This is a genomic window from Niastella koreensis GR20-10 (assembly GCF_000246855.1).
GTDB classification, from domain to species: domain Bacteria; phylum Bacteroidota; class Bacteroidia; order Chitinophagales; family Chitinophagaceae; genus Niastella; species Niastella koreensis.
In genome coordinates, this window is the sequence record NC_016609.1 from 7399148 (window position 1) to 7414883 (window position 15736).

The 15736-nt window shown below is 44.8% G+C and carries 16 protein-coding genes; 8 read left to right on the forward strand and 8 right to left on the reverse strand.

What is annotated here, in order from left to right:
* Positions 1–63: 63 nt before the first annotated feature.
* On the reverse strand, positions 64–1707 hold the full coding sequence (locus NIAKO_RS29290; RefSeq protein WP_014222090.1) for a S41 family peptidase: 1644 nt from the start codon (positions 1705–1707) through the stop codon (positions 64–66).
* 106 nt (positions 1708–1813) lie between these two features.
* On the opposite strand from NIAKO_RS29290, the gene NIAKO_RS39435 reads away from it, so the two are divergent.
* Together NIAKO_RS39435 and NIAKO_RS37975 are read left to right on the forward strand one after the other, a co-directional pair.
* Positions 1814–3097: an SDR family NAD(P)-dependent oxidoreductase gene (locus tag NIAKO_RS39435; RefSeq protein WP_014222091.1), complete on the forward strand. Its 1284-nt coding sequence runs from the start codon at positions 1814–1816 to the stop codon at positions 3095–3097.
* Positions 3043–3240 carry a helix-turn-helix domain-containing protein gene (locus tag NIAKO_RS37975; RefSeq protein WP_242675503.1) on the forward strand — a complete coding sequence of 66 codons (198 nt, stop codon included), beginning with the start codon at positions 3043–3045 and terminating at the stop codon, positions 3238–3240. The genes NIAKO_RS39435 and NIAKO_RS37975 overlap by 55 nt, the downstream gene beginning before the upstream one ends.
* On the opposite strand, the gene NIAKO_RS29300 is transcribed toward NIAKO_RS37975, so the two are convergent.
* Both NIAKO_RS29300 and NIAKO_RS29305 read right to left on the reverse strand, forming a co-directional pair.
* Positions 3237–4091 (reverse strand): SDR family oxidoreductase, encoded by an 855-nt coding sequence (locus tag NIAKO_RS29300; protein WP_014222092.1) that lies wholly within the window; start codon positions 4089–4091, stop codon positions 3237–3239. The two genes, NIAKO_RS37975 and NIAKO_RS29300, sit on opposite strands and share 4 nt — an antisense overlap.
* Before the next feature lie 116 nt (positions 4092–4207).
* Positions 4208–4789, reverse strand: coding sequence for a Crp/Fnr family transcriptional regulator (locus NIAKO_RS29305; RefSeq protein WP_014222093.1), 582 nt, complete (start codon positions 4787–4789; stop codon positions 4208–4210).
* Between the two features lie 72 nt (positions 4790–4861).
* Between NIAKO_RS29305 and NIAKO_RS29310 the strand changes: the two genes are divergently transcribed.
* Entirely contained in the window at positions 4862–6007 is a 1146-nt protein-coding gene (locus NIAKO_RS29310) for a YARHG domain-containing protein (RefSeq protein ID WP_014222094.1), read from the forward strand.
* Here the strand turns inward: NIAKO_RS29310 and NIAKO_RS29315 are convergent.
* Positions 6002–7219, reverse strand: coding sequence for an acetyltransferase domain-containing protein (locus NIAKO_RS29315; protein WP_014222095.1), 1218 nt, complete (start codon positions 7217–7219; stop codon positions 6002–6004). The genes NIAKO_RS29310 and NIAKO_RS29315 overlap by 6 nt on opposite strands.
* A gap of 188 nt (positions 7220–7407) precedes the next feature.
* Here NIAKO_RS29315 and NIAKO_RS29320 point away from each other — a divergent pair, with 188 nt between their 5' ends.
* Positions 7408–8442: a sensor histidine kinase gene (locus NIAKO_RS29320; RefSeq protein WP_014222096.1), complete on the forward strand. Its 1035-nt coding sequence runs from the start codon at positions 7408–7410 to the stop codon at positions 8440–8442.
* Positions 8439–9143: a LytR/AlgR family response regulator transcription factor gene (locus tag NIAKO_RS29325; RefSeq protein WP_014222097.1), complete on the forward strand. Its 705-nt coding sequence runs from the start codon at positions 8439–8441 to the stop codon at positions 9141–9143. The genes NIAKO_RS29320 and NIAKO_RS29325 overlap by 4 nt, the downstream gene beginning before the upstream one ends.
* Here the strand turns inward: NIAKO_RS29325 and NIAKO_RS29330 are convergent.
* On the reverse strand, positions 9138–9572 hold the full coding sequence (locus NIAKO_RS29330) for a hypothetical protein (protein WP_014222098.1): 435 nt from the start codon (positions 9570–9572) through the stop codon (positions 9138–9140). The genes NIAKO_RS29325 and NIAKO_RS29330 overlap by 6 nt on opposite strands.
* A gap of 182 nt (positions 9573–9754) precedes the next feature.
* On the opposite strand from NIAKO_RS29330, the gene NIAKO_RS29335 reads away from it, so the two are divergent.
* Entirely contained in the window at positions 9755–10447 is a 693-nt protein-coding gene (locus NIAKO_RS29335) for a Crp/Fnr family transcriptional regulator (protein ID WP_014222099.1), read from the forward strand.
* Positions 10448–12349: a chloride channel protein gene (locus NIAKO_RS29340; protein ID WP_014222100.1), complete on the forward strand. Its 1902-nt coding sequence runs from the start codon at positions 10448–10450 to the stop codon at positions 12347–12349. It begins immediately after the preceding gene.
* 59 nt (positions 12350–12408) lie between these two features.
* On the opposite strand, the gene NIAKO_RS29345 is transcribed toward NIAKO_RS29340, so the two are convergent.
* Entirely contained in the window at positions 12409–14085 is a 1677-nt protein-coding gene (locus NIAKO_RS29345) for a glycoside hydrolase family 28 protein (protein ID WP_014222101.1), read from the reverse strand.
* Positions 14086–14185: 100 nt separating this feature from the next.
* The gene (locus tag NIAKO_RS29350; protein WP_014222102.1) at positions 14186–14563 is read right to left on the reverse strand and encodes a nuclear transport factor 2 family protein; all 378 of its coding nucleotides are present in this window, start codon (positions 14561–14563) and stop codon (positions 14186–14188) included.
* Positions 14564–14735: 172 nt separating this feature from the next.
* Between NIAKO_RS29350 and NIAKO_RS37300 the strand changes: the two genes are divergently transcribed.
* Positions 14736–15323, forward strand: coding sequence for a biliverdin-producing heme oxygenase (locus NIAKO_RS37300; RefSeq protein WP_165761300.1), 588 nt, complete (start codon positions 14736–14738; stop codon positions 15321–15323).
* Here NIAKO_RS37300 and NIAKO_RS29360 read toward each other — a convergent pair.
* Complete coding sequence (locus tag NIAKO_RS29360) at positions 15320–15730, reverse strand: response regulator (protein WP_014222104.1); 411 nt, start codon at positions 15728–15730, stop codon at positions 15320–15322. The genes NIAKO_RS37300 and NIAKO_RS29360 overlap by 4 nt on opposite strands.
* Between the last annotated feature and the right edge of the window lie 6 nt (positions 15731–15736).

The following is a 15736-nucleotide window of genomic DNA, read 5'->3' on the forward strand; positions in this document are numbered from 1 at the left end:
ATTATACAAATCAAAGGTAACAACAAATGGTTGAACGGAATTGTTAAGCGCCCGGTCTGTTTCTCACCGTGATCTCCGGGCAAACAAAAGCGCTTTTTCCAGGATGGGGTCTTTGCCTTGTGACAGGTCTTCCGGATTGGTTTCCACCTCCAGGTCGAGTTTGATGCCATCGCCCTGATGAAAGCTGCCCTGCGCGCCTTCAACCCCTACGCCTGTATAGCTTACTTCTATGGCACCGGGTAAAGAAAGCCAGGTAATATTGCCGGTAGTGCCTGCTGTTTGTCGCCCTATGGTAGTGGTGTTTAAACGTTGCTTTAGTGCCATTACCACCGATTCACTTAAACTTTGCGTTAGTTCATCAACCAGCACTATCAGTGGCCCATTGTAGATTTGGGTTTCATTACTTTCCGGGATAAAATCCTGGGGCCCCTTTACAAAGGCGCCGGGGTAATAGTCCCAGGCATTTTCTCTTTCCGAGAAGGTTGTTTTTGCAGGGAAGAAAAACTTATATACTTCTGTAGACACCTTATAATTCGGGTAATCGCGCATTTCCCAGATCACCGCCTTTGCATCCTTAATATCGCTGAATAAGTGCCGCAACGTGTCTGCTTCTTTGATTGTACAAAAACGTACGTACCAGATCCCTTTTTCCAACTCCTCCCAATAAGGCTTGTCGGGCGACCTGGGGATCAGGCTGTTTATTAAATAGTCGTTCAGCCTAACAGTATCATTTACGATGGCGCCATTTCTTTCAAAGCCCACCTGTACAATGGAGTTGTCGTTCTGCAACAGGCTCATGGCTATATTGCGGTAGCGGGAGGGCTTATTAGTACCTGTGGTGATTTTCCACAATTCCTTTTCTATTTGCGAAACCGGTTTTCCGTTAACGGATACTATTTCGTCGCCAACCCTGAAACCCCATTTTTTTACAATACTGTCGTCACTCTCTGCGATCAGGTATTTGTCTTTAATATGTGCAATACGAAAAGGCGGCATATTATTATTGAAGCCGGGCCCTTTTATAAATGAATGTGAATCGGGCAGTTCATGAATCAACTGCAGTACAGCCTGTTGATATTGAGTAAGATATTTAGCTTGCAAAAACCGCGGGATATAAGCTGTCAATACAGTGTCCCATCCGGGAATACGCGCTTTGTGCGGATAAAAATAATTGATGGTATTCCAGTAGCGGAAAAGGGCCAGCATGCGTACCGCAGGTTCCGGACATAGGGGATAGTCATACGCTTTTTCATCATGAATGATATGATCGAACCGGTATCCATCATAATAACGGGTGGCATAGCAGTTGGTATCGGGCAGGTGGTATTCATATAACCGCACCAATTCATGCTGAAGCCATTTTGAAACCGGGAACTTCCGAATGTCTTTTTCTGAAAAGGTAGTTACAATAGAATCTGCATGCCAGTTCACCGGCGTTGCAGCCAGCTTTGCTGCCGGTAAAGAACGGTACCAGGCTTCCAACAGGGAATCAACCTGGGGCTTACTACCTGCATCTTCCACCAGCGGGATCATTCGTAATAATTCATTGTCCCAGTCGGGATTGCCTTTGGCCGCAGCCGGATGAAAACATTTTAAAAATCCCCATACTTTTCCCAGTGTTGCCAGTTGAGTGATCTGTACAGGAGTTTGCGCCTGACTGTTATATCCCAATGCACAACACAATAACACGTAAAACAGCTTTTTCATATGATTATCAATAAGAAACGGATGACACGCTGAACAAAACATCTTTGACATGCACAACAAAGTCACCTGGTAGAACCCGTTCTACTTTTGTTGTAAACAATTAAATATGTTAACAGCAACAAAAAACAACAACTATAAGGGTGCTTTGCAAAAGCCGCTGCATTCGGGATTTTCAGCCAGCTCAACCGCAATGGAAGTGATCAGCGGAATTGATCTGTACGGAAAACCGGCCATTGTCACCGGCGGCTATGCAGGAATCGGGCTGGAAACGGTAAAAGCATTATCAAAAGCTAATGCGTTAATATGGGAGCCAGCCCGCGATCCCGAAAAAGCAACAAAAAACCTGGCTGGCATTTCCAATGTTACGGTAAAACAAATGGACCTGATGGACCCAGCCAGTATTGAACGATTCGTATCTGAATTTATTACATCGGGAAATCCATTGCATTTGTTAATAAACAATGCGGGTATTATGTGGGTACCACTTCGCCGCGACAGCCGGGGGCACGAATCACAACTCGCTACCAATCACCTGGGCCATTTTCAACTGACTGCGCTCCTTTGGCCGGCACTTAAACACGCCAATGAAGCGCGGGTAGTGAATGTATCTTCATTCGGGCACCAGATCGCTCCTTTTAATTTTGATGATCCTGATTTTCTGCACCGCGAATATGAAACCCTGCAAGGTTATGGTCAATCCAAAACAGCTAATTATTTGTTTTCTGTAGAGTTAGATTTCCGGGGAAAAGAATTTGGCGTACGGGCTTATTCATTGCACCCGGGTGCTGTACATGGTACCGATCTTGGCCGGGAAGCGCCTATGGCCCTGTTTCAACAAATGGGTACGCACGACCAGGATGGCAACCTGAAACCAGAAGTGGCGCTCAAATTAAAAACCACACCACAGGGCGCCGCTACCACAGTTTGGTGCGCCACCAGTCCGCAGTTAAACAATATCGGGGGTGTCTATTGCGAAGATTGCGACATTGCCGAACCGGACCTGGGCAATATCGAACACAAATATGATGAGCCCGCTACGCTGCGGGGGGTGAAACCTTATTCCGTTGATGGGGAGAACGCCCAACGCCTATGGAAAATGCGGGAAGCATTCCCTGAAAATATTGCTAACCTCAAGATCAGTGAAGCAATCAGCATCCTTAGGGTGATTGAACCCTCAATAGATGGCATGCCCACCAACTTCAGCGACCCTGGTAAATTAGACCTCGCCGATTTTATGGAAAGAACTTTATGTTCAATATGCCTTTGGAGAAGTTTGGTTACCTCACCGGCCGCAGCCTCTCTACCTTTCACCGCGACTTCAAAAAAACCTACAGCATTCCGCCGCAAAAATGGCTGTTACAAAAAAGACTGGAGCTGGCGCATTACCTGATAACCGAAAAGAAAAACCGGCCTGCAGATGTATACCTGGAAGCCGGTTTTGAAGACCTGTCGCATTTTTCATTTGCCTTTAAAAAACAGTACGGGTACCCACCTGCGAGTTTATTAAACAATACAGGAAACGATAATCCTTAGCTATACTTTGCTACCCATTTCTTTTTAATGTCCGCCCTGGCTTCTATAAACTCCACGTCAGTACCCTGGGCAATAGCATCGAGCGGATAGCGCAAAGGCCGGGTGCCTTTTTTCATATTCACCAGTGCCAGAATTCCATCAGCAATGGTTTGCGGGTCCATATTAAATTCGGCCATCTTCCCAAATAAGCCGGCGCCCAATGCATTCATTTTATTGGCTGCAGCGTCCCCATATTCCGCAGTAATGGCTGGTTTATCGGCATGAACGCCTGCCTTGCTGCCATTATTCATTTCAGTAGGGTAAACACCTGGTTGAATGCTTACGTTCTCGATGCCGTAATCACTTAACTCATCCTGCATGCCTTCGGTTATACTTTCCACTCCAAACTTCGATGCCAGGTAAGGCACCATAAACGGCAGCGTATGGCCACTGGCGCCGGAAGTGATGTTGATGATCAGACCGCTTTTATGTTTTCGCATGGAAGGCAGCACCGCCTGGTAAGTGCGCAATACACCATAAAAATTAACTTCAAACATATTCCTCACCTGGTCCAATGAATAGGCTTCCAGCAGGCCGAATCCTGTAACGGCCGCATTGTTCACCAGCACATCAATTTGTCCATGCCTGGCCAGTACTTTGTTAATTGCATTATTTACCGACGCATCGCTTGTTACGTCCAGCTCAACTACTTCAACATTGGGGATAGCTGCGAGTTCTTTTGCAACGGCGGCATTTTTTCCATCAACACCCCGCATGGTTGCAATAACGGTATGACCTTCGCCCGCCAGGGTTTTGGTAATCAGCTTACCAAAACCGGTACTTGTTCCTGTAACTAATATTGTCTTTGACATTGTTTGTGTTTGTAAGTGTTTAATCATTTACTACACAAAACTACGCCCGCCACCAGGCGGTTACCATTGACAAATGCTACAAAGATCCTTGACAAAAATCAAGGAAAGCCGGTGGGTCATTTGTTTTTGGAGAGATTGCTTTTTACCCTGCTTAGCGTTTCAGGCGTAATACCCAGGTAAGAAGCTACCATATGGCGCGGAATTCTATTCGCCAGCGCGGGAAAAGTATTTATAAAGTACAGGTATTTTTCTTCAGCCGTCATGCTGATGGTGGCATTTATTCTTTCCTGCGAAGCGTTAAAACTTCTGAACAGGATCTGGTTCACCATATTGTTAAAGGCAGGTAACTGTTGATATAACCTGTCGAAATCTTCATTCCTGATCACCAATATGATGGAATCCTCCACGGCATCGATATTATACTTTGAAGGCGTTTTATTCATCAGGCTGTCCCGGTCGCCCGCCCACCAGTTCTCAATAGAAAATTGAATAATATGTTCAACACCCTTTGCATCGATGCTGTACCTGCGCAAAACTCCTTTACAAACAAAAGCATGATACCGCCACACATCGCCTTCCTGCAACAGGAATTGATGTTTCTTCAGTTTTTTTATAATACATACCGGTTCAATAACTGCCCAGTCTGCTTCGGTCAGCGGCATTTTCTCAGCCAGGTATTGTTTGAACACTTCAACCATAAGAATCGAAGTTAATTAAAATAGAGTGATCCTTTTTTTTATTACATTCGGCCACCCATAAAAAACAGCAGTATGTCCGTAAGCAACCCTGGTAAGATCTTGCTTTCCCTGTCACTGGCCTTTGTTTTTTTTACCGGTTATTCAAACGACGGCGCCTTTCGCTCAGCAGGAAATCAATTAATCCCCATGTATGAAACTGATATTTCCGTTAAAAAAGAAATTCTGACCATCAACAGGATTGGCGGGCGAAAGGTAGCCATCACCGTATATTACGAGTTCTTTAACCCTAAAGCAGATAAAATGGTGGAAGTGGGTTTTGAAGCTACTTCTCCCAGCGGCGATGTTAACGCCAGGCCCGTAAACGGACATCAACCCTTCATTTCCCAGTTTACCGTTAACATGAACGACTCAACGGTCCCTTACAAAGTGTCTATTGTAAGCGACAGTATGTATTATAAAAACGGCATCTATAAATCGAAAACGGTTGCTCAGGCCTTAAAAGAAGCGGACAATGCCGACTACGTAGATTTCTTTTATGTTTATCACTTCAAGGCAAAATTCAAACAGGGGCTCAATATTATAAAACATACCTATACGGCCGAACTATCTACCGCCGTTTATGAAGACTATTCTTATACCTATATACTTTCGGCAGCAGGCAGATGGGCCAACAAACAAATTGATGACTTTACGTTACAAATAAATATGGGCGAGTACCAGGACCTGCGTATTAATAATACTTTTTTTTCAACCCTTACCAACTGGCAATTACCCGAAGGCACTAAAAGCATTTTTATAAAGAAGGATAAACGAGACAAAGAAGATAAAGACAAAACGGAGTTTTACATCCGTAAAGGGGGCCTGGTATTTCAACAGGTAAACTTCAAACCCACGGGGGAATTATTTTTTGTTGCGCCCGGCTACCAATGGGGCATGGGTTTAACTCAACAGGAAATAGATGATAACCATTTCAGCGCCAAACGGGGAGATCCTTTGCCATTCTCCGTCGAGTACCCGGATGGCATTCATTCACCTGCCGATGACTTGTCGAAAAGGATCTTAAAGAACCTGCCCTATGCACGGAGAGGATACATTTTTAAAGCACCCGAATTACAGGGGTATTTTGAACGGCAGCCTTGGTATTTAAAAGATGTAAACTATCATCCTGACATGTCGGCCTTGACAGTCAAAGAGCAGGAATGGCTAAAAAAACTATAATAGCCGTACCCACATTTTTCCTTTATTTCTTTCCTTGTAACGCCCATACCATTTGCAAAGTGGGTACATGGCCGTTACAATGGCGATCCATACTACATAAATAGCCCAAAGCGGCAATCCGCTGCCTGATTTCGGCCGCCCGAAATTGAATCCAAAAACCATCTCGGAACTTTTAAAACCCTGCAGCAATACCATTGCAAAAACAAGCGGATGTAGAAGATACCAGTGCAGCACAAAATAAAACAGCGGCACTTTGCCATACACACAAACCAATTCCGTCCACTTATTTTTTACGTTCGCAATGGCAGCCGCTATCAGGAACATAATACCTAAAAACAACAGGCTAAACTGCAATGACGGTGGATACTTGGTTACATTTATAAAGGAGAGCACCGTAAACAAGCCATTCTTTTGCTGCGCCCAACGTACAGGGTCTCCATATACATTTATAACCCGCAGCAGGATAAACAATCCAATGGCCGCAATACCTATCCTTAAAAATAACGACCGCTGCTTTCGGCTGCCGCGCAGAGGTGTATTACTTGAAGCTTGCGGCTTGCAGCTTGGAGCTGTTATTGTTTCCAACTCAAACAAACGGCCACCCGCAAAGCCTAACAGCATTATTCCCAGCCAGGGGATGGGCGGATAACCGATAATAAATAGTCTGCCATGGCCCAATGGATAAGCTGCAGGCGAAAACAATGGCATCAGCAGTTGTTTAAAAAGGGAATGGTCATCGCCGGGCACCAGTGGCGCCAGGTTATGCAGGAACAAAATGCACAGGCCCAGGATGGCAATTGTTTTGGGCGAGCGAGCGATCAACAAAGCCAGCACCATAAACCCCACGCCAATGGCGCCAATTACATTGAAGATAAATAAGGTAAAATGAACATCGAACCATAGCCCAAACCCAACCAGGGTAAACTCCAGCAGAATCAGCCACAATCCTCTCTTCAATAAAAACAGCCGCGAAGCACGCACATCGTTTGTCCGCTTCATAGAAAGCCAGGCCGATACGCCCGAAAGAAAAACAAAGGTGGGCGCACACAAATGGGTGATCCAGCGCGTAAAAAATAAAACAGGCGTGGTTGTGTTTAAATCAGTGGGCTGCTGGGTAATTGCAGTGACATGCAACATGTCCCTTACATGGTCCAGGGCCATAATGATCATCACTATTCCCCTGAGTACATCTATGTTATACACTCTTTTCATGAATGGCTGTTTATAGCTTGTACTCAAATTTATTTTTAATGTTCAATACCCGTATCACCTTCCCGGTAAACGCCCTAATAAATCGCCATCGGTAGTTGGTCTATAAATTCCGGAGTTGGTCGAAAATGTACCACCGGGAGCAAGGCTTAAAACCTAAGTTTGTTTCATAAAAGGTAGTGGAACGAGACATGCGAAAACAAAACAAGGGAATTATTTTCAATCTGATCTTCTGGCTGCTGTATTTTTTATACGAGTGGTTTGGGTTGGCTGCCCTGTCGGGTGCATACAGACTGTATTTTGTAAATGCCTGCATGGCCCTGCCTTTATCGTTTATTATCTCATATCTCACGGTGCATGTTTTTATAAAGAAATTTTATAATAAAGGCGAGCGGTTAAAATTCTGGTTTTGCCAGATAACGGTTACGTTGGTGCTGTTGCTGATAAGGCGAAACATAAACTACTATATAATTTATCCGCAGGTTTACCCCGCAGCGCAAAAAGTACCTTTGCTCTCCTTCGGCAAATTAATCGTAGAGCTGGTGAACCTGTACCTGATCACAGGCGTGTATGCCCTGTTTTATTTTGTACAGTCGTGGTACGAAGAAAAGCAGAAAGCCCAAACCCTGCTGCAACAAAAAACAGAGGCTGAACTGGAGTTGTTAAAATCGCAGGTACAACCGCATTTCATTTTCAATGCCCTGAACAACATCTATTCAGCCGCTTTAAAAACAAGCCCGGAAACGGCAAACCTGGTGGCACATTTATCAAGCTTTTTGAATTACAACCTGTATGAAGCCAAACAACCCTTTGTTCTACTCACTTCGGAGATCGCCTATTTAAGGCACTACATCGAATTACAGAAGAACAGGTATGGAAGTAAGCTGGATGCTTCCATAAACATATATGGCGAAATAAACGAACTTTATATAGCCCCGTTGTTGTTACTGCCGCTGGTTGAAAACAGTTTCAAACATGGCATCGCCAACTCGATCGGTTCCGGCTGGATAAGGATAGAGGTGGTAAGACAGGAAGACCAGTTTTCTATAAAGATCGAAAACAGCGTGGAAGAAAAGACGGAACCAGCAGGTCAAATAAACGGTGGCATTGGAATAAAAAATGTACGGCAACGATTACAATTGATCTATCCCGGTTCGCATGAATGGAAGGTGGTGGAAGGTGCGCACTCGTACCTGGTAATCATAAAACTAATGACCCATAAATGATAAAATGTATTGCTATAGACGATGAACAACCGGCCAGGGAATTGATAGCGACGCATCTCAGCAACCTGCCCGATTTTGAGCTGCAGGCCTCATTTGACAATGCATTGGATGGTTTTAACTTTTTACAAAAGAATGCTGTTGACCTGGTTTTCCTGGATATTCAAATGCCCAGGGTCTCAGGACTGGAACTGATCCGCTCATTAAAGGTTTGCCCCACGATCATCCTTACCACTGCTTACCGCGAATATGCGGTAGAAGCGTTTGAACTGGATGTTATGGATTATTTGTTGAAACCAATTACCCGGGAACGGTTTATGAAATCCATTTCGCGGTTCCATTTTTATAATAACGCGCCGGTAGAAAAACCCGCCATTCCCGACAGCTTTGATACAGCCTATATTTTTCTGAAAATCGGAAAAGGACAAACAAAGATCTTTCTGAAAGACATTCTATATATTGAAGGGCTGAAAGATTTTATAAAAGTGCATACCCCGCAGAAAGTATTTGTGGCCTCGGAAAGACTAAGTTATATGGAAGATAAACTGCCCGAGAACAAATTTGCACGCGTGCATAAATCATATATCATCGCACTCGAAAAAATAACCAGTGTACAAACAGAACAGGTACTGATAACAGACATATCAATACCTGTTGGGAGAGTGTATAAAAACGAGTTCCTGAAAAAAATGTCTTACTTATAACACATGCTCTTCAAACTTCTTGCTGTGAAACATCACCGGGATGCCTATAGAAGCACTAATTCCCCAGATAAGTATCATGGCAATAAACAGATGATGGAACTGGATATTAGCAGCGAGATCATCTGTACGTTGAATACCGGAAGTTTTAAGGATCCCCAATATGGTAATAAGCGCAAGCACGCCTATATAGAGCCATTCACCGGTTCGCTTCCCGTATTTAATGAACCAGTAATAAATAACCCCGATTAACATAAACGCAATATTTACCCCGAAAATGAGCGACGAAACATTAATAAAAGTGAACAGCTGGTAACTGGTTTCATCCCTGAAAATAACATTGTAAATGATGCAGATGAAGGTGGCGGAAATGCCTGCAAACACGCCGGTTAACAGGGCTTTAGAGAACGTAGTCAGATACGAAGAATTCATAACCTTATGTTTATTAATAAAAAATGAAGTATCGGGCTTCAAAAACAGGTCGTTCCGGAGGGAGACTAAAACATTGCAGTGGCAATATTTTATACAACAAAGTTAGCATATTTTAACAAATAACCTGTCCGGCGCAATATTTTAATATTATCTCCTATACAAAAAAACACTAATTTTGCGCCATGCCTTACAATTCATGCGACCTGACCAGTTGCTTTTTATGTACACATTGTTTATCAGATTGGAAAGAGCTTATCGCAATCAAAAAGAAGACGTTACACCTGAAAAAAGGCACGCTGATCTTTAAAGAAGGCAACCCGGTTGAGGGTATTTATTTTATAACTGCAGGCTCGGTAAAAGTGCACAAACAATGGGGTGAACAACGGGAGCTGATTGTTCGCTTTGCCAAAGCAGGTGATGTGTTGGGACATCGCGGTTTTGGTGCTACCCAGGTATTTCCGGTTTCAGCTACCTGCCTTGAAGACGTAAAAGTTTGTTATATCCCCTACAGTTTTCTACAAGCAACCTTACAAACCAATCCTGTATTTACCTATCGCTTATTGCAGGAATATGCTGTTGAACTGCAAACTGCGGAGAAACGCATGCGCGACCTTGCTTTAATGGAAGTAAAAAGCAGAATTGCCCAGGCATTGCTTGAAATAGCTAATCTGTTTGGAACCGACGAAGAAAAATACATCAGCATACCCATCAGCCGGCAGGACATTGCCTCCTATGCAGGCACCACCTACGAGACTGTTTTTAAATTATTTACCAATCTCGTAGCCGAAGACATCATTACTTCCACCGGTAAGCGGATAAAAATAAATAATACGATTGCCTTGCAAAAACTGGTAAACGAACCTAATACCGAATAAATGGATCACACAGCTAAACATTCACACAATCGTATCCCCATCTCTGTATCGCTCGACGAAACAATGAGCCAGAACGACATGAACCAGGTGCAGGCAGGTAATAAAAAAAGACTGGCCATCATGTCGGGGTTCGCAGTAGCAGTAGCCATTTGCATCAGTTTTATTGCAAAGGGACTGGTATACCTTATTAACCTTTTCACCAATCTTGCCTTTAATCATACCTGGTCGCTGGCGCCCGGTAATCCCGGCGGCCATCATTATGGCGCTTTTGTAATAATTATTCCAGCTATTGGTGGCCTTATCGTAGGCCTGATGGCCCTTTATGGCTCCAAAGCTATCCGCGGTCACGGTATTCCCGAAGCCATGGAGCAGATCCTTACCAACGACAGTAAGATAAGACCCAGCATCACTTACCTGAAACCATTGTCATCGGCCATTTCCATTGGTACCGGTGGCCCGTTTGGCGCCGAAGGACCGATCATTGCAACCGGCGGCGCCCTGGGTTCTACCATCGGCCAGCTCTTTCGCATAAGCGCTTATGAAAGAAAGATCCTGCTTACCGCAGGTGCAACAGCTGGTATGTCGGCCATCTTCGGCAGCCCGGTAGCGGCTATCTTTCTGGCCATTGAATTATTGTTATTTGAATTTTCACCCCGTTCAATTATACCGGTAGCATTAGCTTGTATTACCGGTGCAGCCGGCCATCATTTGTTGTTTGAAGCCGGACCTGTTTTTCCCTCACCGGTATTACAGGCGCCCGGCAATATGGCGCTGATCACCTATAGTATAATAGGTATTGTTATTGGTCTGTTAGCTGCGGGCGTTACCAAAATAGTTTACCTTATCGAAGATGCATTTGAAAAGCTGCCCATCCATTGGGCCTGGTGGCCGGCTATTGGCGGTTTGGCCGTAGGTATTGTAGGGTATTTTGCGCCATATACATTGGGTGTTGGGTACGAAAATATCACCCATGTGTTATCAGGTCAAATGACCTTACAGCTGATCGTATCGCTGGCAGTGATGAAATTTATTTCCTGGGCCATTGCATTGGGCAGTGGAACATCAGGTGGCACTCTCGCGCCTTTATTAACTATTGGAGGGGCTACCGGTGCCGCACTGGGTATTGCCGCCATGGCCATCTTTCCGCAGGCAGGCGTAAACGTTTCCATGGCCGCATTAATAGGCATGTCGGCCATGTTTGCCGGCGCCTCCCGGGCCTTGCTTACCTCCATCATTTTCGCCATAGAAACCACTGGTCAGGAAAATGCTTTACTGCCTTTGCTGGCGAGTTGTATTGCCGCCTATATTGTATCGTATTTCTTAATGGAGCATACGATCATGACCGAAAAGATCGCACGTCGCGGCGTTAAGACCCCGGATATTTATCAGCCCGATGTGCTGGATAAGATCACGGTAGAACAGGTATTATCCGATGCTACGGTGATTAATGGGGATACCAGCATTAAAGAAGTAAGAAGCTGGCTGGAAGAACAAAAAGACCAGCAGCGCAATTATTATATCGTGGTGAACAATGAAGGCATTTTCAAAGGTCTCGTAAGCGCCTCCAACCTGTTCAGCATGCACCACGAGATCACCGAACCTATTGAAACGCTCATAAAAAGAAAAGCCACAGTGATCTCTCCCCGTAATACACTTAAAACAGCCGTGCAGCTAATGGCTTCTGAAAATGTAGATGTATTGCCTGTGGTTGACCGCACCAACAACAGCGTGCTGGGAGTATTGTCATACAAAGATATTTTGTCGGGTTACCGGCAAATGGCCGAAGAAGGCCAGGGTACCATCACGATCTCGTTAAAAAGAAGAACATTGAAAATGCTTGTACATGGTAAAAAAGGCATGGCGGTACTGAAACCCACGCCTAAAAAAGAAGCAGACGTTTAAACAAATTTTCATGCGTATCATAATAAAGAGCCCCGACGGTTCCATCGGGGCTTTTTAATTTATCCCATCGCTACCGCATCTTTTCCGGCGCCTTTATCAAGCACCAGCGGCTTTAATGCTTTTCGGGTATCCCCGCCATTTACAACAATACCCTCGCTGGCGGCCCCTTCTACCTGTAAAAACACGCCGGCATTGGTTAATACCCGGGAAGCAGCGATCAACACATCCTTTGAGTTGATGATCCTGATCACCTCCGAGTCAACACTTCCCTGCGCGCTTAAACCCATTATTGAAGCATCCTGTACATTATCGAAAATAACGGCCGGACGCGCATCGGGCTTTTCACAGTCAAAGCGCACATTATTCAACGTAAGATTCCTGACATTGCGGGCATATATCCCATATGCGGGTGGACCAAAAGGCGCTGTTGCCCATACGCCAAAATATTCAGCTGCCACCTGGGGTACGTCCCGTTTTAACGCCTGTTCTTTTGTACCGCCACCGGCATACGTAATATGAACATCGGTAAAACTGATATTTTCAAGAAAGGCATTCCCAACCCCATTCAGGGTTATACAGGAATTGATCTCCCCATCGAACATTTTTGTGCCAAAAGCAATATCCGGATGGTCAACCGGTTTTTCCACTACGGTTGCCCTGATGCCATTGAATGAAATATTGCGAACAAAGGAGGAGGTGTCTGGCGCATCACCAGCATTGCTCTTGCCTGTAAAAGCAATGCCGATGGGACCGGTCACATTGCGCATAATGATATTCGAGAAACTAAGATTCTCCACCCGGGCTTTCCCCGAGCTGATCTTTACCGGACAACCATAGGTTTCATAAATCAAACAATTACTTACTACAATGTTTTGCGCTTCGCCACTCCCAAACCGGAAGATTGACCAGCGCGTACTAAAACTACAGTTGGTAACGGTAACAAACTGGTTGCTGCCAAAAAGGGCGCAGGCATCGTCCTGGCATTGGATATCGCAATTGGTAATGTGTACGTATTGACTGTCGTTGAAATGAAAGCCATCGTTGTTCTTATTTACGCGGTTATAGATCCTGATGCCCTGTAGCTGTACCTGTTTACAATGCAGGATGCGAAAACAATGATAGGCGCTGCGGGTGAGAAAAACATCCCTTACCAGGAAATTGGTACATTCATAAAAAACGATCAAATGCGGGCGATCGAAATTACCGCCCACTCCATGCTGGCCCGGACCGGTATTATCACCTTTGCCATTATAAAATGTTTGGCCATTCCCGTCAATGGTACCCCTTCCTTCAATAGTAATGTTCACTGCATTTACTGCAAAAATGAAAACGACATTTCCGTTTCCCGGTGGAACGCCTTTGCCGGCCACATAATCTTCCCGGCGGGTACTGCCCAACAAGCGCCCCTGGGCCGACAGGTGCAGGGTTACATTCGACTTCAATTCTACCGTTCCACAAATAAAATCGCCTGCCGGTATCAGCACTGTACCGCCGTTCTCTTTATTGCAGGCATCTATGGCAGCCTGGATGGCTTTTGTATTCAAAGTTTTTCCATCGCCTTTGGCACCAAAATCGCGCACATTGAAAATGCGGGCGCCAGGTAAGCTGTCGCTGGTATTATGGGAGGGGGCAGCGTGTGTAGCTATGGCAGGTAAAGCAGCGCCGGCAACGGCCAGGGCCGGTAACTTCAGCTGTTCCAACCACTGGCGGCGCGAAAGCGAATCGTTTGTATACATGGTAATCTGGCAATTGGTTGATGCCGAAATTACAATGCAGCAGTATGTATTCAGAAGGGAAAAATGGCTATTGACTAACCTATTTATGCATGGCAACTATTTAATAAAAAAACTGCTCTGAAATTATCTGGCCGTCCTTTACTTCATACAGCATGATCTCGTTCATTTGAATTCTGCCATGAGGTTGCACTGTTATTTCCAATTCCCTTGTCACCGCAAAATGGTTACCGGTAACTATCGGCTCGCTGGTATAAGCCCGGTGCAGGTCGGTAATGCGGCTCACAAATTCCTCGCCCTTTTGGCGAACCGCTTCTTTTCCTTCGGCATAGCCCATATAAGGAGAATTGACGGGATCTATGCTTTTTACATTGCCGGCAAATAGCTCCTCCTGGATCTGGAACCATTTTTCCTGCTGGGCCAGTTCATTAAAACGGGCGGCTACTTCCTGTGTGGTCATGATGGCTTGTTGCGTTGTCATTGCATTATTTTTAATCGTGTATAACAAAGGTATTGTCCAGATATGGCTTGTACAGGGTACTGAATGGACAATATAAAGGGGAGATTTGGACAAATTAATTAATGTTAAATCATTGCCTTAAAATTGCCGCTGGAATGATTTTTTATTTACACGTGCAAAAAGGAAGTTGAATTTGGAGACTAGCAGCAAGGCCTCTGTGGCTATAAAAAGCGCCACCGCATTGGCGCATGCAAAAACAGAAAAAGCGTTGATTCATCATATCAAGTGTATTCAAACGGAGCGTGAATACGGCAGACTATTGAGTTGTTTGTATGCTTTTAATGCGCCGGTAGAACAATTGTTGGAGCCCTGGGTGAAACCCGTGCTGGCAGACTATGACGAACGCAGAAAATCGAACCGGTTGCTGCACGACCTGCATACTTTAGGCCTTACCACGCCACCCGCTTATAAGCGTTTGCCCGTTATAAAAGATCTGTTTGCGGCCCTGGGATGTTTTTATGTGCTGGAAGGCTCGGTGCTGGGTGGAGTGATCATCAAAAAGATCATCCGGGAACAATGTCCCAAATTACCTGATAATGCCTTTGGGTTCTTTTCAGGCTATGATCAGCAGAATGGTCTGCAATGGCAAAAATTTCTGGCGCAGTTTGATTCACTGTTGAATGATGCGGATAAAAAATCGGCAGCCATTACAGCTGCCAATGATTGTTTTAAACAGTTTGAAGCTAATATAAATGACTTTTATGCCTGGGACGGCAATTAGCTGATGGGCACTTTACTATGGCTTACCAGCAACTGGATGGTGTTATTCAAATTTTTATAGTTCATGGGTTTGGTAATGCATTCGGTACTGAACCTTTTACAAAATTCAATATCAGCCTGGTTGCTGGAGGTGGTGAAGATCACTACCGGGATTTCATCCCATTTGCGTTTTATTTCCTGCAGTACCTGCCGGCCATCCATCCGCGGCATGTTCATATCCAGTACAACAAGTGCAGGAAAAGGCTGTCCGTCCTGCTCCATGTTTTTAAGCATGGCCATACCCTCTTCACCGCTTTCGGCCGTGATAACAGTTATGCCAGGATATAGCTTCCCCATGGAATCACCAAAGATCATCAGATCATCCTGGTCATCGTCGATGTACAATATAGCAACTGTTTCCTCTATCATATTTTG

Excerpts from the sequence above, each read along its gene's own strand:
- NIAKO_RS29290 (WP_014222090.1), bottom strand. The coding sequence starts at position 1,707 with ATGAAAAAGCTGTTTTACGTGTTATTGTGTTGTGCATTGGGATATAAC.
- NIAKO_RS39435 (WP_014222091.1), top strand. The coding sequence starts at position 1,814 with ATGTTAACAGCAACAAAAAACAACAACTATAAGGGTGCTTTGCAAAAG.
- NIAKO_RS29300 (WP_014222092.1), bottom strand. The coding sequence starts at position 4,091 with ATGTCAAAGACAATATTAGTTACAGGAACAAGTACCGGTTTTGGTAAG.
- NIAKO_RS29305 (WP_014222093.1), bottom strand. The coding sequence starts at position 4,789 with ATGGTTGAAGTGTTCAAACAATACCTGGCTGAGAAAATGCCGCTGACC.
- NIAKO_RS29310 (WP_014222094.1), top strand. The coding sequence starts at position 4,862 with ATGTCCGTAAGCAACCCTGGTAAGATCTTGCTTTCCCTGTCACTGGCC.
- NIAKO_RS29315 (WP_014222095.1), bottom strand. The coding sequence starts at position 7,219 with ATGAAAAGAGTGTATAACATAGATGTACTCAGGGGAATAGTGATGATC.
- NIAKO_RS29320 (WP_014222096.1), top strand. The coding sequence starts at position 7,408 with ATGCGAAAACAAAACAAGGGAATTATTTTCAATCTGATCTTCTGGCTG.
- NIAKO_RS29325 (WP_014222097.1), top strand. The coding sequence starts at position 8,439 with ATGATAAAATGTATTGCTATAGACGATGAACAACCGGCCAGGGAATTG.
- NIAKO_RS29330 (WP_014222098.1), bottom strand. The coding sequence starts at position 9,572 with ATGAATTCTTCGTATCTGACTACGTTCTCTAAAGCCCTGTTAACCGGC.
- NIAKO_RS29335 (WP_014222099.1), top strand. The coding sequence starts at position 9,755 with ATGCCTTACAATTCATGCGACCTGACCAGTTGCTTTTTATGTACACAT.
- NIAKO_RS29340 (WP_014222100.1), top strand. The coding sequence starts at position 10,448 with ATGGATCACACAGCTAAACATTCACACAATCGTATCCCCATCTCTGTA.
- NIAKO_RS29345 (WP_014222101.1), bottom strand. The coding sequence starts at position 14,085 with ATGTATACAAACGATTCGCTTTCGCGCCGCCAGTGGTTGGAACAGCTG.
- NIAKO_RS29350 (WP_014222102.1), bottom strand. The coding sequence starts at position 14,563 with ATGACAACGCAACAAGCCATCATGACCACACAGGAAGTAGCCGCCCGT.
- NIAKO_RS29360 (WP_014222104.1), bottom strand. The coding sequence starts at position 15,730 with ATGATAGAGGAAACAGTTGCTATATTGTACATCGACGATGACCAGGAT.